The sequence below is a fragment of the Bradyrhizobium sp. USDA 4541 genome (genome assembly GCF_024171085.1).
Taxonomy (GTDB): domain Bacteria; phylum Pseudomonadota; class Alphaproteobacteria; order Rhizobiales; family Xanthobacteraceae; genus Bradyrhizobium; species Bradyrhizobium australafricanum.
Window position 1 is genome coordinate 2,891,629 of record NZ_JALJZF010000001.1, and the last position, 23,599, is coordinate 2,915,227.

At 59.8% G+C, this 23,599-nt stretch carries 24 protein-coding genes and 3 pseudogenes; 16 read left to right on the top strand and 11 right to left on the bottom strand.

The window, feature by feature from the left end:
- Positions 1-471 precede the first annotated feature (471 nt).
- The 5 genes and pseudogenes from J2R80_RS13640 to J2R80_RS13660 form a co-directional block, all read right to left on the bottom strand.
- The gene (locus tag J2R80_RS13640) at positions 472-720 is read right to left on the bottom strand and encodes a DUF6894 family protein (protein ID WP_028344455.1); all 249 of its coding nucleotides are present in this window, start codon (positions 718-720) and stop codon (positions 472-474) included.
- Between the two features lie 138 nt (positions 721-858).
- Positions 859-1,008 (bottom strand): annotated as a pseudogene (locus J2R80_RS13645) (GTPase); the annotation flags it as partial.
- Between the two features lie 375 nt (positions 1,009-1,383).
- A complete protein-coding gene (locus J2R80_RS13650) occupies positions 1,384-1,698 on the bottom strand; it encodes a hypothetical protein (RefSeq protein ID WP_157183483.1) in 315 nt (104 codons plus the stop codon).
- 563 nt (positions 1,699-2,261) lie between these two features.
- Entirely contained in the window at positions 2,262-2,402 is a 141-nt protein-coding gene (locus tag J2R80_RS13655) for a hypothetical protein (protein ID WP_158074208.1), read from the bottom strand.
- Positions 2,403-2,586: 184 nt separating this feature from the next.
- Positions 2,587-3,981: a carbohydrate porin gene (locus J2R80_RS13660; protein WP_225648796.1), complete on the bottom strand. Its 1,395-nt coding sequence runs from the start codon at positions 3,979-3,981 to the stop codon at positions 2,587-2,589.
- A 240-nt stretch (positions 3,982-4,221) separates the two neighbouring features.
- On the opposite strand from J2R80_RS13660, the gene J2R80_RS13665 reads away from it, so the two are divergent.
- The 3 genes from J2R80_RS13665 to J2R80_RS13675 all read left to right on the top strand — a co-directional run bounded on the left by J2R80_RS13665 (position 4,222) and on the right by J2R80_RS13675 (position 5,409).
- Positions 4,222-4,449 carry a hypothetical protein gene (locus tag J2R80_RS13665; RefSeq protein ID WP_076829459.1) on the top strand — a complete coding sequence of 76 codons (228 nt, stop codon included), beginning with the start codon at positions 4,222-4,224 and terminating at the stop codon, positions 4,447-4,449.
- A 504-nt stretch (positions 4,450-4,953) separates the two neighbouring features.
- The gene (locus J2R80_RS13670) at positions 4,954-5,181 is read left to right on the top strand and encodes a hypothetical protein (protein ID WP_233475235.1); all 228 of its coding nucleotides are present in this window, start codon (positions 4,954-4,956) and stop codon (positions 5,179-5,181) included.
- A gap of 72 nt (positions 5,182-5,253) precedes the next feature.
- Positions 5,254-5,409 carry a hypothetical protein gene (locus tag J2R80_RS13675; RefSeq protein WP_194295374.1) on the top strand — a complete coding sequence of 52 codons (156 nt, stop codon included), beginning with the start codon at positions 5,254-5,256 and terminating at the stop codon, positions 5,407-5,409.
- 809 nt (positions 5,410-6,218) lie between these two features.
- Here J2R80_RS13675 and J2R80_RS13685 read toward each other — a convergent pair.
- Complete coding sequence (locus J2R80_RS13685; protein WP_229190175.1) at positions 6,219-7,487, bottom strand: DUF892 family protein; 1,269 nt, start codon at positions 7,485-7,487, stop codon at positions 6,219-6,221.
- 768 nt (positions 7,488-8,255) lie between these two features.
- On the opposite strand from J2R80_RS13685, the gene J2R80_RS13695 reads away from it, so the two are divergent.
- From J2R80_RS13695 to J2R80_RS13725, 7 genes and pseudogenes are all read left to right on the top strand, one after another.
- A complete protein-coding gene (locus J2R80_RS13695) occupies positions 8,256-8,861 on the top strand; it encodes a cupin domain-containing protein (protein ID WP_253638719.1) in 606 nt (201 codons plus the stop codon).
- Entirely contained in the window at positions 8,858-9,205 is a 348-nt protein-coding gene (locus tag J2R80_RS13700; protein ID WP_253638720.1) for a DUF3147 family protein, read from the top strand. Before J2R80_RS13695 ends, J2R80_RS13700 begins: the two co-directional genes overlap by 4 nt.
- Positions 9,202-9,669, top strand: coding sequence for a DUF3147 family protein (locus tag J2R80_RS13705; protein ID WP_253638721.1), 468 nt, complete (start codon positions 9,202-9,204; stop codon positions 9,667-9,669). The genes J2R80_RS13700 and J2R80_RS13705 overlap by 4 nt, the downstream gene beginning before the upstream one ends.
- 315 nt (positions 9,670-9,984) lie before the next feature.
- Positions 9,985-10,900: pseudogene (locus J2R80_RS13710) on the top strand (ROK family protein); the annotation flags it as partial.
- Between the two features lie 269 nt (positions 10,901-11,169).
- Positions 11,170-11,331 carry a DUF2934 domain-containing protein gene (locus J2R80_RS13715; protein ID WP_075968978.1) on the top strand — a complete coding sequence of 54 codons (162 nt, stop codon included), beginning with the start codon at positions 11,170-11,172 and terminating at the stop codon, positions 11,329-11,331.
- 22 nt (positions 11,332-11,353) lie between these two features.
- Positions 11,354-11,908: a hypothetical protein gene (locus J2R80_RS13720; RefSeq protein WP_028344071.1), complete on the top strand. Its 555-nt coding sequence runs from the start codon at positions 11,354-11,356 to the stop codon at positions 11,906-11,908.
- A 166-nt stretch (positions 11,909-12,074) separates the two neighbouring features.
- On the top strand, positions 12,075-12,275 hold the full coding sequence (locus J2R80_RS13725; protein ID WP_309143807.1) for a DUF2269 family protein: 201 nt from the start codon (positions 12,075-12,077) through the stop codon (positions 12,273-12,275).
- Between the two features lie 649 nt (positions 12,276-12,924).
- Here the strand turns inward: J2R80_RS13725 and J2R80_RS13730 are convergent.
- From J2R80_RS13730 to J2R80_RS13745, 5 genes and pseudogenes are all read right to left on the bottom strand, one after another.
- Positions 12,925-13,485 (bottom strand): DUF4142 domain-containing protein, encoded by a 561-nt coding sequence (locus J2R80_RS13730; RefSeq protein ID WP_253640964.1) that lies wholly within the window; start codon positions 13,483-13,485, stop codon positions 12,925-12,927.
- Between the two features lie 487 nt (positions 13,486-13,972).
- A pseudogene (locus tag J2R80_RS13735) lies at positions 13,973-14,170 on the bottom strand (DUF6496 domain-containing protein); the annotation flags it as partial.
- Positions 14,171-14,627: 457 nt separating this feature from the next.
- The gene (locus J2R80_RS43675) at positions 14,628-14,915 is read right to left on the bottom strand and encodes an inorganic diphosphatase (protein ID WP_375162576.1); all 288 of its coding nucleotides are present in this window, start codon (positions 14,913-14,915) and stop codon (positions 14,628-14,630) included.
- Positions 14,803-15,138 carry an inorganic diphosphatase gene (locus J2R80_RS13740; protein ID WP_375162577.1) on the bottom strand — a complete coding sequence of 112 codons (336 nt, stop codon included), beginning with the start codon at positions 15,136-15,138 and terminating at the stop codon, positions 14,803-14,805. The genes J2R80_RS43675 and J2R80_RS13740 overlap by 113 nt, the downstream gene beginning before the upstream one ends.
- Positions 15,139-15,208: 70 nt before the next feature.
- On the bottom strand, positions 15,209-15,724 hold the full coding sequence (locus J2R80_RS13745) for a ferritin-like domain-containing protein (RefSeq protein WP_253638722.1): 516 nt from the start codon (positions 15,722-15,724) through the stop codon (positions 15,209-15,211).
- Positions 15,725-15,890: 166 nt separating this feature from the next.
- Between J2R80_RS13745 and J2R80_RS13750 the strand changes: the two genes are divergently transcribed.
- The 6 genes from J2R80_RS13750 to J2R80_RS13770 all read left to right on the top strand — a co-directional run bounded on the left by J2R80_RS13750 (position 15,891) and on the right by J2R80_RS13770 (position 23,523).
- Positions 15,891-17,396 carry an FAD-dependent oxidoreductase gene (locus tag J2R80_RS13750; protein ID WP_253640965.1) on the top strand — a complete coding sequence of 502 codons (1,506 nt, stop codon included), beginning with the start codon at positions 15,891-15,893 and terminating at the stop codon, positions 17,394-17,396.
- Between the two features lie 142 nt (positions 17,397-17,538).
- Positions 17,539-18,657: an FAD-dependent oxidoreductase gene (locus J2R80_RS13755; protein WP_253638723.1), complete on the top strand. Its 1,119-nt coding sequence runs from the start codon at positions 17,539-17,541 to the stop codon at positions 18,655-18,657.
- Between the two features lie 345 nt (positions 18,658-19,002).
- Complete coding sequence (locus J2R80_RS43680; RefSeq protein ID WP_253625470.1) at positions 19,003-19,272, top strand: hypothetical protein; 270 nt, start codon at positions 19,003-19,005, stop codon at positions 19,270-19,272.
- Positions 19,273-19,306: 34 nt separating this feature from the next.
- Positions 19,307-19,492 carry a hypothetical protein gene (locus J2R80_RS43685; protein WP_375162578.1) on the top strand — a complete coding sequence of 62 codons (186 nt, stop codon included), beginning with the start codon at positions 19,307-19,309 and terminating at the stop codon, positions 19,490-19,492.
- A gap of 278 nt (positions 19,493-19,770) precedes the next feature.
- Positions 19,771-20,736: an ATP-dependent DNA ligase gene (locus J2R80_RS13765; RefSeq protein ID WP_375162647.1), complete on the top strand. Its 966-nt coding sequence runs from the start codon at positions 19,771-19,773 to the stop codon at positions 20,734-20,736.
- 261 nt (positions 20,737-20,997) lie between these two features.
- Positions 20,998-23,523 (top strand): excinuclease ABC subunit UvrA, encoded by a 2,526-nt coding sequence (locus tag J2R80_RS13770; protein WP_253590574.1) that lies wholly within the window; start codon positions 20,998-21,000, stop codon positions 23,521-23,523.
- Positions 23,524-23,599: the final 76 nt, after the last annotated feature.

Here is a 23,599-nt window from a genome sequence, read left to right on the forward strand (position 1 = left end):
ACGAGAGTGTCTCTCAGTCACCAGCGCCCACAGAAAAGGCCTTGGCCGATGATGCTCAAGCAACGCGGGAAAGGGAACTAAGTTCCCGCGCTTGACTGAACCATCAGATGCGTGTTCGCCCTGCAAGAAAGGTAGGATATCTCGCTGTAACAAATTGATGCAGAAAGTGCGCTCCGCCGGGCGCAAGATTCACTTCGGTTATTTCGGGAACCCTACTTTGCCAAGATCCTCGATGGCATGGGGCAGGTGATTTTCATTTCCTATTTTTACAGCCCTAAAATGACGACCGCTACATCCTGGCGGACAGCGGTTCGGCAATCAGTCTAGGCCCCAGCCAGTCCCCTCGCTGGGGCCTTTTTTTTGGAACAGGGGGCCACAGGCGCGGTTCTAGTCTCGCTTTGATGAGGAGTGGGACGACCCCTCGGCCTCAGTGCTCTTCCCGGGCGCTGGGGCCGTTTTTGCAGTTTGAGGTTAGCTCACTTTGTTGCGGCTGATCGCGAAGGAAAAGCGGACCGTCATAACGGGGCCGGCGTCGTCCCGGACCTCGATCTCCATTTGCTCAGCGCCGCTACCGCTGAGGGTCGCTACGGCATCACGGGCCATGCCGCCTAAAGATCGCGCAGCCTCGTCCTGTGCCGCGTCCAGATCCCGAAGATCGAGGCCTTCCTCGTCAGGGGTTGTTCCGTTGCCATCCTTTAAATCGAAGTAATACCGAGGCATTGAGAGCGCCCATTCATTTCCTAACATTTCAAAGCGAAATTCGGAGGCGCGTTCCTAGTGGCCCCGCTTTTTGAAATGCGGGCGGCCTGTTTGGGGAGCACAGGAACAGGTCCTCATTCGGCGGTTGGGTCATCGGCGGAGCTGCACCTCGATCACATCGCGGGTCGTGCCGGCATGCAGCGAGACGATCGCGACCTCGCGCTTGGCGAGCTGATTGATCAGGGTTGATTTGCCGACATTCGGCGGACCGGCGATCGCGACCACCAGGCCGTCGCGCAACCGCTCGCCTCCGGACAAGTCGAAGCACAAGGTCAATTTCGACAACCTCACGCCGCTGTTTCCCAATCAGCGTTGATTGGCGGTGATGGAGTGCGCGATGTTCTGCATCAGCACCGTTTTACCGGTGCGCGGCGGCGCCACGATCAGCGCGCGCACTGCCCCCGCGGCATTCGGACAACGACGGAAGCCGAGCTCCAGCGACGCCCCCGCGCTGGGGCTACTTCTCTAGGCCATCACCCGAACGGGTCTTTGCCTGGCTGAAGAATGGCGCAGGGCGCGCTTCCAGCAGTTGCTGGATGGACCGGACCGAGAATCGGCATTCAGGGCGGCGCGACTCTATCTGGAGGTTGGGGCGCGGCGCATGGTAGCTGAGCGGGGGCTTGTTTAGCGAACCCTGGTAGGCTTGCTCATCTCCGCAAGCCCGCCAGCAGTAATGCGATAGCTGACCTTTCCGTCAGCTTCTCGAATCTCAATCCACTGATGGCGAAGTAAGGTCAGCTTCAACTTTGCCTGATCTGGCAGATCGACAGCGGGGACCCATTCACCGCCCCGAAGGTGCTCCAGAAATTGCCGATGGCGATGATTGAACGAAGTGGCCAAGCCAAGCCCAAAGAGCAAAAATTGTTCAGAGTGGACGAATCCAGCAGTCCAGACATCATGGGCATCGAAGGCCCGTCCGTCGTGATCCAAATGGATCACTGACTTATCCCGCGCGAGGCCGACCCGTGAAATACAGCGACAGAACGCTCCCGACGCGATAGAGTGAGTTGTTGAACACAACCGAATGCGTCAAGTGGCTCGTGTATTGGGAGATCGTTCATGAGATTCTTTTTCCTCGGTATCGCAATGGTCGGAATCGTAGTCGGGACACAAGCAAAGGCAGGCGCGAGCCGAGACTATGAAGTTGACTACTACGCGGAGCGACAGCTTCGGACGCAAGTTGGAACGTTCTACAAGCCATGCGGTACCGGCGCCGCCACAATGAACGGGCAGCGAACGCACTACTTCAAGAAGTCGCAATCATCATGTCTGGTCACTGGGGGACATCCGCCGCCAGCGGCAATAAGCTGCGAGTTCACCCAAGCGGGTTGCACAGACGCTCTCGCACATGCGTTTCCGCTCATCCCTCACGCACCCGGCTTCAGCCTGAGCATGGGTGCTGCACCCGCGTTGTTCCAAGCTAGCGCCGTTGACCAGGAGCTTTATAAGCGAAACAAGCGCGATTCCGGCGTGAAGTAAATCGGATTGGAGTTTTACGCGACTTAGGTGGCCTCCGGATTAGCCGCATTTGGAGCCGCCGCCTTTGCCGCGGCCAGTTCATTCGCCTTGTTAGCGCTGAGCGCTTTGATTTCCGCCAGCCGCATTTCTCGCTTATGCTTTTCATCAAAAAGCATCTCGATCAAGTCACAACATCTGAGCCTCGCCGGGCTCGATGTCGACGATTAGATTCACGTCCTTTTCCATGTGGGCGCCAATATTGCCAACGATGCGAACCGCGTCGATCGCATCCACGCTCTCGTGCGTTACGCCCTTTGGAGCCGTATGATCGTCTAGCTGTTTTCGTCGATTAACGGCGGAATCTGCCTCCTAGAATTTCAAAGTCGTGCGTAGGCCGAAGACTGTTGCGTTCTTGAGCGCTCGGCCCGGGATCGGCCCCGCCGGGTCCGTTGCTCCGCCCCCGGGATGAATGATGTATTGGAAATTTGGCTGCAGGGTCCAGCCGTCCCGTAACTGATATTGATACACCGCCGTCAACAGTCCTTCGAAGCTGCGCACCGGCCATGTCGGACCAAAGAGTACGCGATAGTCGACGTCCAGTGCCTGAGCACGCCTCGAGACGTGGGCGTAGCCAGCAGCGATGCCGAATTTGTCGTCTGGTCGTTTGTCGCTGAGGCCGATGAACTCGAGTCCGGCGTCAGCGTAGAGATCAATCAGATTGCGGTCCGCGGGAGCGCCGGAGATGCGAGCGAAAACGCCGATTCCCCGATCATCGCTTTTGGGCACGCGATAAATCTGCTGCTCGAAGACTGCCCATCCGCCGACATCGCCTGTCAACATCAGGGGAGTGCCGCTGCTGGCCGGCGCCGCAAGCGAAACGCCGTTGCTGGCGAGTTGAAGATCGGAGAATGGCCCGAGGTGACGCCACCCGCCGAACTTGATCTGGCCCGTCAGATTGGGATCGCCCTTCGTGTTGTTCCAGGAGTACTGGATTTGGCCCAGCAGAAGGGGCGGATCGTTAATCCGGAAGTTGACGCCATATCGGTTGCGTTGTTGTGGATCGCCTGGGCCCGGACCCGCCTGGTTGCCGTCGAAGACGCCGCCAAGAATGGATAGCTGATCCGTGATGTTGACCAGCAGCCGGGTGCCCATTGCCGCCAACGGCGGCGACGGACCGCCGCTGGGCAGGTCGAGAGATGTGATTGCCGGCCACCCCATCGATGCGTTGGTGAAGACATCTGTATATTTCGTGTTGAAGAACTCGCTATCGGCGGCGAGCTGCCCGAACTTCAGGGAGACCTTTTTGTTACCCCACTGCTTCTCGAAGTAGGCTTCGTAAAGTCGCGTCGACGGCAATGCCTCGATGCCGCTGACGACGAAGAGATTGTCGAGATAGTTGCGCGACAGTCCCGCACCGTGAATCTGGAACATATTGGCGTGGAAGGTAAGCTTGTCGATGCCGGCGAGCTTCTGCAGGTCGACATCGACGGCAAGGTTCAGCCGGCCTTCATAGATCGCTCCCTGCTTCAGCCCGCCGGAGAAATTTCCGAGCGTCTCGCCGATGTAGGTCGCGGCGAATTTGATCCCGTATTTTTGAAACTTGTTCGGCAGAAGTCCAAGCGTCTTCTCCTCGATGGTGCTCTCGCCGGTGTCCGGATCGGCAGGCTTGTCTTCGTCGGTCTTCTTGTCTTCCTGCGCGAAAGCGTGGGTGCCGGCGAGAAGCCCCGCAACAAGGACCGTCAGCGTCAGGCATCTAACGACCATGTTCAATCGAACCGCATAGCGAGGAGTCCGCAAGACAGGGGCACATTGGGACACGGTCGAATAGCAAACTCAAGAGGGCGCGCGCGCTGGCCGATTCCGCCCAGGTGATTTTCCAAACCCGTGATTTTTGCGGCAGCGCGAGAAGGCGAGCCGGCTTTGAAAACGGCAACCCCGGGAACAATCGGAACTTTGCCTTGACGCTGCCGTTCGTGAGTGGGGCCAGAAATGGAGGAGAGTGAGATGAATAAGCTGATCGTCTGCGGCGCCCTTGCCGCTTTTGTGCTCGGTGCGCAGGCTGCGAGCGCCGCCGAATTCTACATCGTGCGCGATGCCGCGACTAAGAAATGCACGGTCGTCGACACAAAGCCGACAACTACCACCACGACGGTCGTTGGCGACGGCGTCTATAAGACCAAGACGGAAGCCGAATCCGCCGTGAAGACCACCAAGGTCTGCACCGAACAGTGATGATCCGTCGGCCATGGTTCGGGCCGGTCGGAAGGACAAGGAGGATGAACGATGCCTGTATTTCTGTTGTGGGCCGTTCCCGCCGTCATCGTGATCGGCGGCGCCGGCTATTGGCTGATTCACATACACTGATCAAACTACGATGATCACGAAGCGGCCCGTCCGGTCATGTAAGGCGAGTCGCTTTTCTGCCGGGCCGGCGCCCTTTTCGGACGGGCAGCGGACGAAGCCAGGCAACCACGCCAACCGCCGTACGTTGACCCTCGAATGGGGCGCAGCTACGGAGCCGCCGATGATCGAAACCGATACCCTTTTGGTGAAGCGCCCCAACTGCGGCGCTTGGCCTATGGCGGCGGGCCCGAACGCCCCCTATTTCATCAGGACGTTCGGCTGAGATGCGCCAAGTGCGGCCATGGCGAGGATGGCCGGCTACGACGCTCCACGTCCGTCGAACGCCCCCCACAGCAGCCGCATGCCGTTTGAATCATGAAGATACGCGCGCACTTGCAAAGCCACATCGTCGAGCTCGATGACGGCTCGAGATGGCAGATCTTTCCGGGCGATCTCGACTTGACGCTGAACTGGGAGCCCGAGACGGACCTGATGGTTCTCGATGCAGACGACGAAGTTGCGTCTCATGTCCTGGTCGGTAGTGGCGCAAAGGTGCGCGCGAGGCCCGTGGGCGACAGCTGGCCTGCGACGCAAGTCAAGGACGCGCTGAAGGGCGGTTGAGCGCTTTTTTGCAACCCGCCGGTTGGAAGACGAGTTTGGCTCGCGGAGGCGCAGGGATGCCGACGCCTGGCGTTGTCGATCAGCGATCTGGATACTGTCGAGCGGCTAAATGCGCTGGGCGATCCTGCTCCGGAAGAGCGTGACGAAATCGAGAAGCTGCTCGCGAAGATCGACACCGCGCTGAGCTTGCTCGAGCCGCGACATGTTGCCGGACCGAGCAGCGAATGAACCGGCGCTGCCGCCAGTCAGCGCGCGGCAAGCTGACAAAGCGATCTCGGACGATGATAGTCTCCGTGTGGCGCAGGGCTGGCTGGGCCTACTCCGGAGACGCCCGCAGTCGGAGCAAGAGGCGTTCGAAGCCAGAAGCAAAGCCGAGGGCACAGGGCAGCCCGACTCGGAGGCCTCGAACTAGCGATAATTGGTGAACAATTTCCGAGAGGAACGCGCCTTCTGTCCAAAATTAACAGAGCATCGCTAATGGCAGTGGAGCAACGCATGCAAAAGCGGCGTCGTTTCAAACAAGAGCATTCTCTAGAAGTGCGGTTGACAGAAGAGGCCAAGAGCCTGCGCGACGAAGCCAGCGGGCTTCCACCAGGTATCGAGAAAGAAGAGCTGTTGAAGAAGGCCCGACAGGCTGAGACTGGCGCTCACATGAGCGAGTGGCTCCCATCCCGGACTCCAGCCGTCCACCTAGCTTGACCTACGTCAACGTGGCTTTAGCTGCTGGCCTGAGAGTTCCGGCATGGCCGAGCGATACGACCGGATCACTATTGCCGGATACGTTGCCATCGCCTTTGGCGTCGCGGCGTTGATTTGGCTGCGGATGTCGTAGAGGCCGCCTCAGTTGGCGGCCTCTTTCATCCTGGATCCAATTCATATGTTGGCCGAAAATCCGGCGAAGTGCCATCATATTGGGATACTGAATACCCAAAAGATGACCGAGGTATTGGCGCAGCGCTCTCATTCCGGTATCTGACAGGAACTGCTGGTCTTGCGGTCCTTCGGGCCCTGAGCACTTGCGGCCCCGCCAGCCGGCGTTATTCGGCCTGTTCGATCGCGGCTGGCATTTTGGCTACCGACATCAGAGATCGAGCGACTTGGTTTAGCAACTGATCAGAATTCTCCTCTTCCGCAAGTGACTTCGACAACAGCGCGACGACTGCACTATGGCGTAGCTGCTGGGCGAGATTCTTCGCCGTGGTGTAAGCCGAGATTTCATAGTGCTCCACACGCTGTGCAGCTCCGATTAAGGCGAGGTCCGCGGCCGCGTCTTCCTTTTCCTCTCCCTCAGCCATGATTTCCTGGCCTTCCTCGATAAGCCCCATCATTCCCTTGCAAGGCTTCGCTCGGACGGTCTTGCCGAGCAACTCGAAGCATTCATTGATGCGCTCCACCTGGTTTTCGGTCTCGACGAGATGTTGCTCAAACAGCTCTCGCAACTGATCGAAGCGAGCTGCCTCGGCCATCTTCGGAAGCGTCTTGGTGAGTTGCTTTTCGGCATGCAGGATGTCGCGGAGCTCATCGATCAACAAGTCGCCAAGCCCGGCTTGGTCGTCTGGCGGCGAACTTTCCGCGACGATCGCGGCGGACGCGCCGGGGTCAGCCTGGATCGCTGGCGATTCCGTGAAGACCCAGCCATTGCCCTCGTTCCACGGACCGCGGGCGTCGATCTCGCCGTGGTCGCCGGCCCCGGTGGAGTCGTTGAAGAACTGGTCGACCAGTCCGGGTGTTGGGGCGATGCGGCCGATGCTGAAAGCGGGCTTGGCCATGCTCTCGAGCGCCAGCGCGAACGCTCTCATGTGTGTGATTTCCCGCGTCATCAGGAACTGCAGCGCGTCCTTGGTACCGGCGTCGTCGCAGAAATTGATTAGGCGTTCATAGACGATCTTGGCCCGCGCTTCGGCGGCGATGTTGCTGCGCAGATCGACGTCGAGCTCGCCGGTTATCTTCAGGTAATCGGCCGTCCACGCATTGCCCTGGGAATTGAACAGGTTCACGCCGCCGCCACCAGCGATCGCAATCAGGGGATCGGCTTCGGCGGCCTGGCGATCGAACTTCGCCGGCTTGAGATGCATCCGGGCGAGTGTCCCCACGACTTCGAGGTGACTCAGTTCCTCGGTGCCAATATCCATCAGCAGGTCCTTGCGATCCGGATCCTCGCAGTTGAGCCCCTGTATTGAATATTGCATCGCGGCGGCGAGCTCGCCGTTGGCACCACCGAACTGTTCAAGAAGCATGTTGCCAAAACGAGGGTCTGGTTCGTCGACGCGGACAGTGAACATCAGCTTCTTGACATGGTGGTACATCGAAAGGCCTTGCAATGAGAGGGGAGATCATCCCGAACGGAAGCCAGGATCGTTTGTTCCTATCGGACGGAGGATTCCTGCCCGGACGCGGAACCGCCGACTTTCCTTGTTGGAAAGCCGGGGGAGGACCTCGACGGCACGTTGAGCGTTGGGGAGGTACTTATCTTTCCGATCGTTGAGACATGTTCAAGATCGCTAGCTCCAAGCTTTCCGGTGAATGTTAGACCGACCAGAGCGGAATCGCGGTGGCACATTCAATCGCCCGCAGCACTGCGCCGGCCCCGGAGCAGGTGGCCCGCGCCCTGACCTGGGGCGCAGATGAGAAGCTTCTTCTGGTCCTGACAGCCGTCGGCTGGCTTGCCTCGCGCGGTTGTGGGGTGCCGCTGCGGCGCGCAGGAAACCATGCTCTGCCAGTGACGGTCACTGCGTCGCTGCTGCCCCGTGATTTAAAACTCGTATTCGACCAAACTCGGCCGGATCCGGACGGTGATTGGGCATGTGCATGGCGTCCCGCTTTCCGGCAAACGAAAAGATGCGTTTCCCTCAGGCCACGCGCTGCACATGGACTGGCACCGGCGGCCAGCGGGTTGCCGGCTGGTCCCCGGCGGGCGATCCGCGCGATTGCGGTCGGGCTGTCGCTCACTCGCATTGCGATCCTGGCGCATTGGGCGAGCGATGTCGTTGCCGGCTTCGCACTCGGGGCGATTCTCGAACGGGTCCTCCGGCTTTGGACCGGCTACTCGAACGGAATTTCAAAGGAGGATGATCATGCCGACTCTTGAAGACCTGAAGGGATACATGGAGCGCGCAACCGGTCTGAAGCGCCCCGGCAAGCGGAAGGCTGTGGATCTCGCGCGAGCGCGAAAGCCTGTTACGGTTCGCTTTAAGGACGACGGTCTCATTCCAAATCACCCGCGATGGCCGCTCGTACTGTATCGAAACGCGGTCGCTTTCGACGAGAACCTGGACGCCGCAGCCGTGATCGAGGACCTATTTGAAGCGAACGGATGGGGAGATAGCTGGCGGGATGGCATCTACGATTACGTGCATTATCACTCCAGGATCCATGAGGTGCTCGGCATCGCGCGCGGCAAGGGCCGCGTTCGGTTCGGCGGCAACAAAGGGAAGATCTTCACGCTGAAGGCTGGGGACATCGCGGTTCTTCCCGCCGGCACAGGCCATCAGTGCCTTTCCGCGGGCGATGAGTTCCTCGTCATCGGGGCATACCCGCCGACCGGTACATACGACGAGTGCACGAGCGTCGAAGACCGTCAGCGAGCGCTGAAAGCCATTCCGAAGGTTTCGGTGCCGCGTAAGGATCCGGTCTATGGGGCCGGCGGGCCGCTCTCGAAGCTCTGGAAGAAAGCGAAATGACCGAGTACGTCATCCGCTTCGTCCTCGGGGGCGCCGTCGTATCGGTCTTCGCGATGCTGGGAGATCTCCTGCGTCCAAAGAGCTTCGCCGGCCTGTTCGGAGCAGCACCCTCGGTCGCGCTCGCGACGCTTGGGATCGCGGTGTATCAGCACGGGGCCAATTACGCCGCCTTGCAAGCTCAGGCGATGATTGCGGGAGCGGTTGCGCTCGCCATCTACAGTGTCGTTGCCTGCCATCTGCTTGTCCGCGCAAAGCTGCGAGCGGTGACGGCGACCTTGCTGTCACTCGTCATTTGGCTGGTCGCCGCTTTCGGGCTACTGGTTTTCGCTGGAGGTCAGACGTGAGCCCGATCCGCTTTTCAACATCATCTCTCAAGGAAGGCCGCTGGTACGAATATCTGATTCGCTTCGTGCTTGGCGGCGCTGCGACCGTCTTTACCGGCCTCATCAGCAGTCGCTATGGAGCAGTCATCGGTGGCGTTTTTCTTGCCCTTCCAGCCATATTCTGCGCGAGCGCAACGCTGATTGAGAAGCATGAAATTCGCCGCAAGCGCAAAGCGGGTCTCGCCGGCAAGCGCCGCGGGCAAATGGCGGCCGCCGTCGATGCCGCTGGCGCTGCGCTCGGCGCGCTGGGCATGCTGGCCTTCGCGGTTGGTTTCTCGATGCTAATTCCACGCGGCAACATCCCCGCCGTCTTCGTCGGCGCCTCCCTCGCCTGGTTGACTATCGCGGTAGCGGCTTGGTACGTGCGCCGGAAAATGAGATCGACGCGGACCGTGAAAGAGCCCAGCGGCTCCACGAATTCGTGAACGCGATAGACGGGCTGGCGATCTTTTCTTCATTAGTTCGCAATGAGGAAGTTTGATCTCGTCATGGCCGAGCTACCTTCCGGGCATTCATATCGGCACCGTCACCCGCCCAGATATTGATTTCCCAGCAGTACACGGGCTGACGCGACTCCTGTTGAGGCACTTGAGGTCCTATTTGGGCATTTGAGGGCCGGCGAAATGCAGCACGGTTCGTCCCAAGATCGTGCACAAGGGAGACCAGAGGAACTGCGGTTATCGGCGCGGGTTGAATGCAAAGCAGTCCAGTTGCTGCACGCGGCTTGTGCAAGGTTTAGAATGGCCGACGAAACGATCAAGACCACCGGCATAGCCGCACACGGCGCCTCTCGCCTCCCGTGGGTCGAGATCGACAGTTTCAACCTCAAACTTAAAGATGAGGACGAATTCCTGGGGGACCGTGGCAGCAAGGGCGCCTTCCGGGAAACTCTCGAAAAATGGCGAAAGCCGCTGCGCAAATTTGGCGAAGATCCCTTCGGGAAGGAGCTTTCCGAAGATATCAGCAAAAAGGAGCTCGACGCCGTCCTTGGCGGCGACGATCCCGAAGCCTCCGTTGTCGTCCACAGCGCCATCGAGGACTTTGCACAGGAGCTCACCCGCGTAACGCGGCGGTTCCTAAAAGCCAAGGCCTGGGAAAAAACCGAGCGCATCGTAGTGGGCGGCGGTTTTCGGGACAGCCGCCTCGGCGAACTCGCCATCGCCCGGGCCGAAATCCTCCTGAAGGCGGACAACTATAAGGTCGAGATGCTCCCGATCCATTCTCATCCGGACGACGCCGGCCTTATCGGCGCGCTATATCTCGCTCCATCCTGGATATTCGAAGCGCACGACTCCATCCTGGACCGTGGACATCGGAGGCACGAACATCCGCTGCGGCGTCGTGGAAACGCGACGCAAGAAGGCGCCGAACCTCTCCAAGGCGTGCGTGTGGCAGTTCGAGCTATGGCGTCATGCCGACGACGAGCCGTCGCGTGAGAACGCTCTGAGGCGCCTGGTCAAGATGCTCAAAGAACTGATCGCGAAGGCGGAAGACGAGGGATTCAAGCTCGCGCCATGCATCGGCATCGCATGCCCAGGCGTTATCAAGAGCGACGGCTCGATCGAGAAGGCCGCGCAGAACTTGCCCGGCAACTGGGAGAGCAGCAAGTTCAATGTACCCGCAAGTCTCGTCCAGGCGATCCCGCAGATCGGGGAAATTTCCTTCCTGAACTGGCATAGGCGGCGGTCACCACCGCGATTTCGTTCGGCCAAGGGCGACTTTTTGCCGCTCATAGGGCAAGGTTTCAACGGAGGAACCTCGCTGACTTCGCGGGTTTATCACCGGAAGGAGGGATCGGCGCTAGCGAGTGGAAATGACTGCTGTGATAGCGGCGGCCGAGCGTGTCGCTGACGACTAACCGTCGAAGAGTCCGTGATTAGCGGAAACCCAGCCCACGATCCCTACAGAGTTGAAGGAGGCACGTGGTGACCCAACCGACCGAAAAGGAAATCGAGAAGCGCGCCTACGAGATATGGGAGCGGAGCGGCAAGCCCGAAGGCAGGGAGGAAGAATTCTGGCGGTTGGCGGAGCAGGAGTTGCGAAACGAGGACAAGTCATCTCCCCTCCGCACTCCAGATAGCCTGTAAGCAGAGAAGAAGCGCTAACCGGATGTCTCATTCCGCAGCAGCCGAAACTGTATTGCTGTACTTTGTGCTGCCCCTTTGGTTATTGGCGGGGTTTGCTGATTATCTTTGCCATCGCGCATCTCGGATTGAGACGACAAGCGGCTATAAGGAAACCCTACTTCATCTGTTGATGTTGATCGAACTTGCGATACCATTGCTGGCGGCGATTTTTTTTGAAATCAACGCTCTTATTATTGCGGCTATGATCGTCGGCTTTGTTACGCACCAGCTGACAGCCCTCTGGGATACAACATTCGCCAGCCATAAGCGGAGCATCACGCCCATCGAACAGCAGGTCCATAGTTTTCTCGAGCTGATGCCTCTCATGGCGATGGTGATCGTCATCATCTTAAACTGGCCGCAATTCCTCAGCCTTTGGGGACTGGGTTCTGGGCCCGCACGTTACGAACTCGCCCTGAAGCGAGAGCCATTACCATGGACGTATGTGGCGGCGTTTCTATTCGCGGTCCTGCTGTTTGAAGTCCTTCCCTATATGGAGGAATTCGTTCGAGGCTTACGGTCGCGGAAGAGGGCTTAGCTCCGAACGCGGAGCACCATCAATGAAGGTTGCCGTCATCGGAGCGACAGGACTTTTAAGGTCCGCTATTGTGGCTGGCTTTCCTCGCACGGCCATTCGGTCCTTTCGATGAGTAGAATCGCCGACATTAGGTGTCCTGGCACGATCTCAACGAGGCGCGGATTGTATCTTCACAGCCACCGCTGTCGTTGCACAGCCCGTCACAGGCTCGCTGCTTGTGCTGCACGCCGGTTACTCCTTCTGGGAAGGATGGATCGTGGTCGATGGTGCTGTATCTCTCGTCTCACCGAATCTGCTGGCTGTGGTTTGCCTTCGGCATTCCAGTGTTCATGGCGGTGGCCGCTATCCTCTGGCTGATGATAGCTAAACCTTAACTTGAGGTGTTTTGAAGCGTGATGGCAGTGCCGAGCTCGCCAGGATGCTCCGCTCGCGGTGGCATGCCAGCTTGCAGTAGTTGCCGGGGAGCGCGCAGGCCTCCGGGATGGTCGAGCGGATAGGAGGGGATACCTGTTAGGCCGCCAAAGCGCCTGTTGCTCAGGCGCGCCTCCGTTATTGGCCAAGAACTCTGCGTGCGAGATGAACATACGCAATCGCTCTGGATGAATGTCCCGGTGGCGAAGTTGCTAGCCTGTCGGGATCCGACCGGGCGGACGTGGTCGTGGTCGGTTCTGGCATTGCTGGGCTGCCGGTGGCGTAGAGCTTGTAAGCCGTGGGCGCTCCGTGATCGTGCTGGATCGACAGCGGCATGACGGCGCGCACGACCGCGCATCTCGCCACAGCGCTGGACGACTATTCCAAGAGCTCGTGGGCGCGCGCGGCGAGGAATGTGCGCCTTACTACCAAAGTGTCGTGACCGCGATTGACCGCTGAAGCTATCCTGGAACTCGAAAACGTCGACTGCGATTTCTGCCGGGTCGACGGAATCTGGGTGCATTGCCGAATCCCAGACCGGGCGGCCAACCGCCAGCGGCAGCAAAAGGGGAAAGGAGCCGCCTCGCAACGGCTCCGTCCTTCCGCTATTTCTTGCCCTCGCCGACCGTAGGCGCGGGCTTCTTGTCGAGATCCTGCGCCATCTCAAGATGATGCTTAAGCGCCGGCAGGGTTTTGCCGGCCCAATTCTTCAGATCCGCGTTATCGCCGCCCTTGGCATAGCGCTCGAACAGGTCGACGGCATCCTTATGAGCGCTGACCTGCATCGAATTGAACTCCGAGCTGAAGTCGTTACCCTTGGCACCCTTCAGCTTGTCGAGCTTGCTTTGGTGCGATGAATCGAGAGCGCTGGGCAATTCGGCTTTCACCTTGCCACTGGTGACAAGTCCCTTCAGCTCGGTGCTGGTTTTGGTGTGGTCCGTTACCATCTGGGAAGCGAAAGTCTTCTCCGCTGCATTTCCCTTCTGCTGTGCGAGCTTGTTAGACTCGATTTCAAACATGTCCGATATCGCGACCTGCTTGACAAAATCCACCGTCGAGGGGCTGACCCCGAGCACGGAATTGACCCCGGTCTTTTCGCTGACGGATTGCGCCATGACCGGTGTCGCCAGCAAAATGCACGCGATTGCTATTATAGTGCGTCTCATGTGTATCTCCATCAGTTTGCGGTCTTGCAATTGACGCCCTTGCGAGGCGTTAGTTGAGCTTAGTCGCCGTCTGCTCGTCGAATTTGGCGGCGAGGGATCGAACGATATCGTGTGGCTGAGCTTTCCATCCAGGCGATCAAGACGTCGTAGTGGCGACCGGCCGCAACAGGAGACCCGCCAGATAGCAGCGGCCTCAAGTAACCGGTCTTGCGGCATCTTCGACCGCTCGGGCGGTGGAACGATCCCGTGACCAAACGAGCCTGTTGCGGGTGTAGACCTCCTTGCGGTTGAGGTGGAACTGGACGCAGTAGCCGTCGCATTTGCGCTTTTCGCTGATTCCCGCCCCGTTCTTGGCCAAGCTATCGTCAAAGGCGAGGTGGTGGTTGGCCTACGCACTACCCTGAAGTTTTAAGCCGAGTGCCGGTAAACGTGGCGGAGGTATACGCGTCACTACGCAGTGACCTGTACATCGGCTCCATTACTTCTTTTTCTTGGGGACTTTCTTGCCTTTTTTGCGGGCCTTGGAAAGTCCGATCGCGATCGCCTGCTTCTTGCTTTTTACCTTGCCGCCCTTTCCGCCACGGCCACTTTTGGCCGTCCCCTTCTTGTACCGTCGCATCTCGCTCTTGACGTCCGAGCCCGAGCTCTTCGAGTAGCGACGCTTCTTCTTGGCTTTTTTTGCCATGGGTTCTTCTCTTTCCACTAAAAGACACTGCTAGTTGAACTGCCAGAAGCATGACTTCCGCGCTGTCGGCTTTCCCATCCACCGCATCGACAATCTAGATGGCGCTGGCAAGTTCCAACGCACCATTCCGAGCATCCGTTAGAGGATATACCGAATGCGGTGTCCTCATAGGAACGCTGTCAGATGTTTCACGCTTGATAGGTTGGAGAACCTCGATCGATGCGCCGCACCAGAATTCGGCTCAAGCACCAGCCATCCGACCAAGCCGGCCGACGCGGTTGGCGGCTTAGCACCGAGGAAGATGAAGAAGGTATCGAGGATTGGATGGTCGGCGGAGGCGACAGCCCGTCAGCTTGAACGGCAAATACTCCAGGAAATTGTTGCTGCATCAACCAAGGGATCAGGGTAGCCACACGATGGTTCGTCCCAAGGGTTCACCTCCTATTTCGAGCCCGATTCAGCGGGCCAGCCGTTTGATGGTCTTGGCCGCACGGCTGGGACCATGCCAGCCGAGAAACTTCAGCTCCTTGTTCTCCAGCGCATTCGTTGCTCGAAAGAACTGTTCGAGGTCATCGCGTGCATGGGTGGGAAGATCGCGGATATCCTTGAGATCAGTTTCGAGCGGTGATCTATCAGGCAAACACCCGATCGTTGCGCTCCGTCTCGCCCTTTTTCTTCTGTTCGACTTCGAGAATGCCGATGGGACGGCAGCGCAGCACGACGCCCGGATAGGTCTGCGCGTCATGCAAGATCAGCACATCCAGCGGATCGCCATCCTCGGCCTTGGTCGAGGGAATGAACCCCCAGTCGTAGGGATAGGTCAGGCCGGCCATCAGTGGCTTCGCCAAGGCAAAAACGCCAAGCTTCGGATCGAAATCGAGCTTGCACGAACTGCCGCGCGGCGTCTCGACCACGGCGAAGATGTTGTTATGGTCGGCCCAACTCGGTAGTTTTGTCAGATTGGTCATGGCGGACGACTCGGGCCTCGAAAGGAGCAGCGGGCCCGACGGAAATCGATCCGCCGAGCCCTGCCGGGAATCAGGCGGAGGTGGAGGCCTTCTTGTTGACGCCCTTGCGCAACGCAACCGTATTGAGCTTGGCGTTCGCGGTCTTCTCTTCGTTTAGGTTCGTGGTAAGGAAGCGCACGATATCGTCGTGGCCGAGCTCCTCCGCCCAGGCGATCAAGGCGCCGTAGCGGCATATCTCGTAGTGCTCGACGGCCTGCGCGTTGGCGACGAGCGCCGCATCCAGCACCGTCTTGTCCTCGATCTCGCCGGCCGTCTCGTCGGCTTCCTTGATGATCCCGTCGATGGCTGGGCATTGCGTGCCGCTTGGCGATTGGCCGAGTTTCTCGAATACCTTTTCGAGACGCTCGATCTGCTTGTTGGTCTCCTCGAGATGGTTCTTGAGGCCCGTGGCCAGATCCCGGTTGGTGGCTTTGTCGATCATCTTCGGCAGGGCCTTGGTGATCTGCTCCTCGGCATAATAGATGTCCTGCAAGCCATGCAGCAGCAGATCATCCATCGTCTTGATGTCTTTGGTGAATAGTCCCATGACGCCGCTCCTCGCTCCTAAAGCGGGGGGAACGCATGCTCGCCGTGCTGGTTCCTGGGCGTGAACGCCACAGCCGGCCGGGAAGATTATGATGGTGGGGCGTCTCGTGCGTCCGCAGGAACTCGCGCAAACAGGCCGCGTTTTGCCTCTTTGGGTGGAGTTCAACATGGTCAGCACCTCGCTCTGGATGGAGACCGAAATCCTGCCGGAGGCGGGTGCCCTCAAAGGCGATGTGCAATGCGATGTCGCCGTGGTTGGTTCGGGCATCGCCGGACTGTCGACGGCGTACGAATTGATGAAGCGCGGCCGCTCGGTCATCGTCATCGACCGCAAGGGTATCGCAAGCGGCATGACGGCGCGCACCTCGGCGCATCTTGCACCGCTCTGCGATGATTTGATGAGCGAATTCAGGAAGCTGCGCCGCGCCGAGGCCGCCAAGCTGTTCTACGAAAGTCAGGCCGCCGCCGTGGATCGCATCGAGGAAATCCAGACAAGTGAGAAAATTGCCTGCGACTTTCTCCGTCTTGACGGCTATCTTTTTCAGGGCAATGGCATGCCGGCCGACATATTCGATGAGGAGCTGGAAGCGGTGCGCGAGGTCGGCGCACCGGTGCACCGGCTGGTCGGCGTGCCGCTCAAGGGCTGCGAGAGCCGGCACGTCTTGCGCTATCCGCGCCAGGCAAAATTCCATCCCCTCAAATATCTCGCCGGACTTGCTGCCGCTTGCGCAAGCGGCAGCGTCCGTTTCTTTGCCAACAGCCCGGTCGAGGAAGTCGCCGAACATGACGGCGGCGTCACGCTGCGAACCTCACAGGGGCAGATCACGGCCGCGCATGCTGTCATCGCGACCAACGCATCAATCGCCGACCGCTTTCAACTGCATACCAAGGTTGCTCCTTACCGCACTTACGTGCTCGCCTTTGCCATCGCGCGGGGCGAACTGCCCGACGCGCTCTATTGGGACACCGAAGATCCCTACCATTATGTGCGGTTGCAAACGGGCCCCGAGGAGGTTGATTTCGTGCTGGTCGGCGGCGAAGACCATAAAAGCGGTGAGGCCAACGATGCCGACCAGCGCTTTGCTCGGCTGGAGAACTGGGCGCGTGAATTGATCCCGGCTTTGGACCGCATAACCCATCGCTGGTCGGGTCAGGTTCTCGACACGATCGACTATGCCGGCTTCATCGGCCGCGAGCCCGGCAGCGAGCGCATTTACCTTGCAATGGGCGATTCAGGCCAGGGCCTGACCCATGGTGTGATGGGCGCGATGCTGAACACAGCCCTCATTCTGGGCGAAGATCATCCGTGGAAGTCCGTCTATGCGCCGGATCGCAAGCCGCTCGCAGCGGCGCGGAATTTCCTGCGCGAGAACATGACGATCCTGCAAAACCTCGCGGAATATGTGGCGCCGGGTGAAATCGCTTCGCTCGAAGAGCTTCAGCCGGGTGAGGGCGCCATTCTGCGGCGGGGACTCGAAAAGATCGCAGCCTACAAGGACAAGGCTGGCGAACTGCATCTTCATTCGGCCAGTTGCACGCATATTGGCTGTCATCTGCACTGGAACAGCTTCGAGAGCTGCTGGGATTGTCCGTGCCACGGTTCGATCTTTGCGCCCAACGGACGGCCGATCAATGCTCCGGCCGTGTCGGCTTTGCGCCCGGTAAAGGTCTAGCGAGATCCGGTCAAGGCTCAGGGAGCGTTCCATCTTCAAGGACGAGGACATCGAGCAGGGCGATCTGCGTAGCCCGCGCACACCGTGGGCCGTCCTACTGCCGCTGCCAATTGAGCCGATCGTTGACAGCTTTCGGTGCGAGGTGTTGATCATCGGCGCCGGCATCACCGGTGCGCTGATGGCCGAGCGCCTGACACGGCAAGGCCGCCAGGTGGTCGTCATCGATCGCGAGCTTCCCAGTCTCGGCAGCACGGTGGCCAGCACCGCCATGCTGCTCTGGGAAATCGACCGGCCGCTGTTCGAACTCGCGCAGCTCTATGGTTTCGAGAAGGCCGTTCGCTGCTATCGGGCCAGCCACCATGCCGCGCAAGGCCTGCCGTCCCTGGTTGGGCAGCATGGAATTGCCTGCCAGATGCGACGGCGTCTCTCGCTCTATCTCGTCGTCGATGACAGTCCGAACCTTGTTCAGGATGAATATGCGCTGAGGAGCCGCGCCGATCTGCCGTCCCTCTATCTCGATCACGCCGCGCTGCTGAAGCGCTTCGGCATCGCGCGGGCGGGCGCCCTTTTGTCAAGGGACGCGGCTGATGCCGATCCTGTGCTGCTCACACATGGCCTGCTTGATATCTCCCTGCAACGCGGTGCCCGCCTTCTCAAGGCCAACGCGGTTGCCTACGACAGCACGGCCCAGAGAGTCACCGTCGGCCTTGAGAACGGACTTTCGATCGAGGCGCGCCAGGTTGTGCTCGCGACCGGCTATGTGATGCCGGATATTGTGCGGCCCACGGCGCAGCAACCAGCTTCCAGCTGGGTCATCGCGAGCCGGCGGCAGCCAGGCCATCTGTGGCCCGAACAGGCGCTCATCTGGGAAGCGAGCCGGAACTATCACTATGCGCGGACCACCGCTGATGGCCGCATCATCCTTGGTGGCGAAGATGACCGTACGCTCATCGAGCCTGACGCTCGTGATGACGCCACGCCTGCCAAGGTGAGGGCGCTCAAAGATTATCTGAAGGCGCTTTGGCCGCATGCATCGGAAGATGTGGCGTTCGGCTGGTCGGGCGCCTTCGATACCACCCATGACGGCTTGCCGTTGATCGGCAGGGTGCCCGGCTCCAAGAATATCTTCGCCGCCTTTGGCTATGGCGGCAACGGCATTACCTTCAGCTTCCTCGCGGCGGAACTTCTGGCGGCGATGCTTGCCGGAGGTTCTTCGCCCCTGTTCGATGATCTTGCGATTGATCGCGATATTCCCGGCTAACGACGCGCGATCAGGCAGCCCAGCATGAAGGCGACGAGCACCGAAGGCAGCGGAGCCTCTCGCACCACATCACGCAGAAATGCGAGCACCTGGCCCGGCGGCTGCCCTTCTTTCCTTTGCCGCACCGTGCGGGCGGTCTCACGCCTTCCGAAACGTCTGTGCTGGATTGCGCTTCATCGCTCCGCGCCGCACCTGATCCGCCATTCCCTGCTCCTTCAATCTGGGCAATGGACCGGCGGCGGAACCGTTCCTACTGCGAACGCTGTGGCCGTACGCGGTGCTCTAGCAACGAAGGGGACCCGAGGCCGTTCTGGAAGGACCGACAACGATCGATCAAGAATGGTCATGGCTAAAGATCCGCCGGAGCCTAAACGAGACGGCAAAGGGGCCCACATCTCGGGCTCTCGCAAGCCTGCGCGGGAAGTTCAGGAGCCCTTCACCATCCGCCCGCCGGAAACCGATCACGGCTCGATGCCCAATCTGAAATGGTCGTTCGCTGACAGTCACGTCAGGATCGAAAAGAGCGGGTGGACCCGCGAGACGACGATCCGAGAACTGCCGATCGCAAAGGACGTGTCAGGAGTCAACATGAGACTGGAGGCAGGGGGCGTCTGAACTGCATTGGCACAAACAAGCCGAATGGTCGTACATGCTTCGAGGCAAGGCGCGGATCACCGCGGTCGACGAGGCCGGCTCGAACATTCGCGGACGATGTTTCTATTTTCCGGCGGGAATCCCGCACTCGATCCAAGGACTCAACAGCGACGTGAAGGGTGCGAGTTTCTGCTCGTCTTCGACGATGGTGCGTTCTCGGAAGAAAACACTTTCCTACTAACCGACTGGCTCGCCCACACGCCGCGTTCGCGATGGGCACTACATCGACAACACGGGAGACCGCCCGCTGCGGTTTCTGGAGATGTCAGGTCGAACCGGTATGTCGACATCTCGCTTAACCAATGGCTTCCCCGCGCGCTCGTCGAAGCGCATTTGAAAGTTACGGGTGACGTCCTGGCGCGGCTCCTGACCGCCAAAGTGGCGCGCACGATAGTATTCCCGCGACCAATCATCGAGCAGGAGGTCGAAATGCCGCCGCGTGGTGTCCGTATGGAGGCGATGGAGGCACGTTCTGTCGATGCCATTCCAGTCGGAAAGGAGTGGCAATATGAACCCAAATGGGACGGATTTCGTTGCCTGCTGGCGCGGGACCGGGACGCGGTGTCCATGCGCTCGAAGTCCGGCCAGGATCTCGCCCGATACTTCCCGGAGATCGTCGCCGCAGCCCGCGATTTGCGCGAGCAGAGGCTTGTGCTTGACGGCGAGCTCGTCGTCGAGATTGGCGGGCAATTTTCGTTCAATGACCTCCTGCAGCGCATCCATCCGGCCGCTAGCCGCGTTCAGAAGCTGTCCCGGGACACGCCGGCCCTATTTCTCGCTTTCGATCTGCTGGAGCTGGGCGACAAAAAGTTGGCCGACCAACCGTTGTCCCGACGGCGACTTCAGTTGGAAAAGCTTGCTGGCCGCAGTTTTTCGAGCGCGCCGCTATATCGGCTATCGCCGGCCAGCACGAAGTTCGGGGATGCCGAGCGGTGGCTGCAGTCGGCCGGCGGCGGAAGTGACGGCGTGGTCGCGAAGCGGCTCGATCTTCCGTACCAGACCGGGAAGCGCGAGGGCATGCAGAAGATCAAGCGATATCGCAGCGCTGATTGCGTCATTGGAGGCTTTCGCTACGGCGAGAAGCTGCAGGCCGGCCGCAAAGCTGTCGCCTCATTGCTGCTGGGGCTTTACGATGCAGATGGCCTCCTGCACCACGTCGGCTTTTCGTCAGCCATCAAGGCAAAGGACAAGCCGGCGCTGACCGAAAGACTCGAGATGATTGCGGCGACCAAAAGCTTCACTGGCAACGCGCCAGGCGGACCAAGCCGATGGTCGACGAGACGGTCGTCCGAATGGCAGGCGGTGAAGCCGAAATACGTTGTCGAAGTGTCCTACGATCACTTCACCGGTGGCCGCTTTCGGCACGGCACGACCATCCTTAGATGGAGGTCCGACAAGAAGGCGAACCAGTGCACCAACAGATGAAGCAAAAGATCGCGCGGGACCTCATGAGGGCGATCGAGCCAGCCTGACGGATACTTGGGTCGACGCAGATGTGAATCGTATTGGCGCCAGGTGGCCCCAGCCGTAGCACATCTCTCTTGGCCATTCTTCGGTCGTCTCAAGGACTTTGCTGTATCAGACGCAACAAGGGTGTTCCTTCATGGTTCCTTCGTTAACGCGCCCCGGGCGACTCGACCGGGTGCCCTCGGGAACCACGAGATGCAGCCGGGCTTTTACCTCTCGATGTTCGAGAAAGCCGATAGAAGTGAAGAACTGACTTCCGCGATTGCCGACGGTTTCGTCCGCGTCCGCGGAGCGCGGGAGCATAACCTCCGGAACGTTTCGCTGGACATCCCGCGCAATGAGCTCGTGGTCTTCACAGGCGTGTCCGGATCCGGCAAGTCCTCCTTAGCGTTTGGGACGTTATACGCGGAGGCTCAACGTCGTTATCTCGAATCCGTATCACCTTACGCACGTCGGCTATTCCATCAGATGCAGGTGCCCGACGTCGACGCAGTCGAAGGATTGCCGCCAGCCGTCGCCCTTCAGCAGCAGCGCGGATCGCCGACAACCAGGTCGTCGGTGGGAAGCGTCACGACGCTCTCCAACCTCTTGCGCATACTGTATTCGCGGGCGGGCACATATCTGCGCGGGCAGGCCTTGCTTTACGCGGAGTCCTTCTCGCCCAACACACCGGAAGGCGCCTGTCCGAACTGTCACGGCATCGGGCGAATTCATCAGGTCGTCGAACGAAGTCTGGTACCCGACGACACTTTGACGATCCGTGAGCGCGCCATTGCGGCCTGGCCTTCGGCTTGGCAGGGCCAGAATCTCCGGGACATTCTCGTCACCTTGGGGTATGACGTCGATAGGCCGTGGCGCGAGCTTTCGAAGAAAGATCGTGACTGGATTCTCTTCACGGACGAGCAGCCAACCGTACCGGTGTATGCGGGATACACGCCAGCCGAGACGCGAAAAGCCCTGAAGCGCAAGGAGGAGCCCAGCTATATGGGCACCTTCACCGGCGCCCGCCGGTACGTGCTTCAGACATATGCCACCACGCAGAGCGTCATGATGAAGCGGCGTGTAGCGCAGTTTCTGTCGAGCGATGATTGCCCGGTCTGCGGTGGGAAGCGGCTAAAAGCAGAAGCACTTTCGGTCAAATTCGCAGGAATGGACATTGCCGAGATGTCTCGCCTGCCGTTGGCCAAGCTCGACGAGCTTATCAAACCGTATATTGATGGAAGCAAGAAAGACGGTACCGACGATCATCCCGAAAAGGCGCTTGTCGTTCAGAGAATCGTCGAGGATCTCGTCGGGCGTCTCGAAGTTCTGCTTGAGCTAGGCCTCGGTTATCTCACCTTAGAGCGCAGCACGCCGACGTTATCGCCGGGCGAACTGCAGCGTCTGCGGCTCGCGACGCAGGTCCGATCGAACCTGTTCGGGGTCGTCTACGTACTGGACGAGCCCTCCGCTGGCCTGCACCCGGCAGACACTCAGGCGCTCTTGCGGGCACTCGGGCGCCTGAAGGCATCGGGAAATTCGCTCTTTGTCGTTGAACACGAGCTCGATGTGGTGCGCGAGGCCGACTGGATCGTCGACGTTGGGCCCGCTGCCGGGGACCAGGGCGGTCGGATACTCTACAGCGGGCGCCTTGCCGGTTTGGCCAAAGTCGAGGCGTCCCAAACACGAAGGTATCTGTTCGAAGATGCCGCGAGGGCACCACGCAAGATCCGTCGGCCGAGCAGCTGGCTGAAGCTGCGGAACGTGACGCGGAATAACCTGAGCCGTCTCGATGCCGACCTCCCTCTCGGCGTCCTTACATGTGTGACCGGCGTGTCCGGCTCGGGCAAATCCACTCTCATCAGCCAGTTTCTCGTCGAGGCGATCGCGGAGAACCTAGGTCAGCAACGCAAATCCGATCTGGACGAAGCTGAGCTGCAGGAGACCGTGCGTACGCTGAGTGGGGAAATTACGGAAGGGTTGGATCGCGTTAAACGTCTCGTTGTGGTCGATCAGAAGCCGATCGGCCGGACCCCGCGGTCCAATTTGGCGACTTACACCGGCTTGCTCGATCACGTGCGTAAACTGTTCGCCGGGACGAAGCAGGCGCGTGCCAGGCGCTACGACGCCGGCAGATTTTCGTTCAATGTGGCCAAGGGCCGTTGCGAAACCTGCGAGGGCGAAGGCTATGTATGCGTAGAGCTGCTGTTCCTTCCGAGCGTCTATACTCCGTGTCCGACGTGCCGGGGCGCTCGCTATAACCTGAAAACGCTCGAGATCAAGATACGGGACAAGTCGATCGCCGATGTGCTGGCGATGACCGTCGACGCGGCTTTCGAGTTCTTTAAAGACGATGACGTTCTTTCGCGCTCTTTGGGCGCTCTGCGCGAGGTCGGGCTCGGTTACATTAGACTTGGCCAGTCGGCCACCGAACTTTCAGGAGGAGAGGCGCAACGCGTCAAACTCGCCACCGAGCTCCAGCGCGCCCATCGTGGCGGTACATTATACGTTCTCGATGAGCCGACGACGGGACTGCATCCGTCCGATGTCACAAAGCTCGGCAATCAGCTGCAAGGGCTCGTCGAGGCTGGCAACACCGTCGTTCTGGTCGAGCATGATATGTCTGTTGCAGCGGAGAGCGACTGGATTGTAGAAGTCGGCCCCGGCGCTGGAAACGAAGGAGGCCGCATCGTGGCGTCCGGACGACCGGATCAAGTTGCTGCCTCCGGGAGCCGGACAGCAGAATATTTGAAGCGAGCGCTCTAACGAGTTCATCGAAGGCCGCCGGCCCCCATAGGAACACCGGGGGACGCAGTTGGTTGTTTGCCATCGCCTGCCCGAA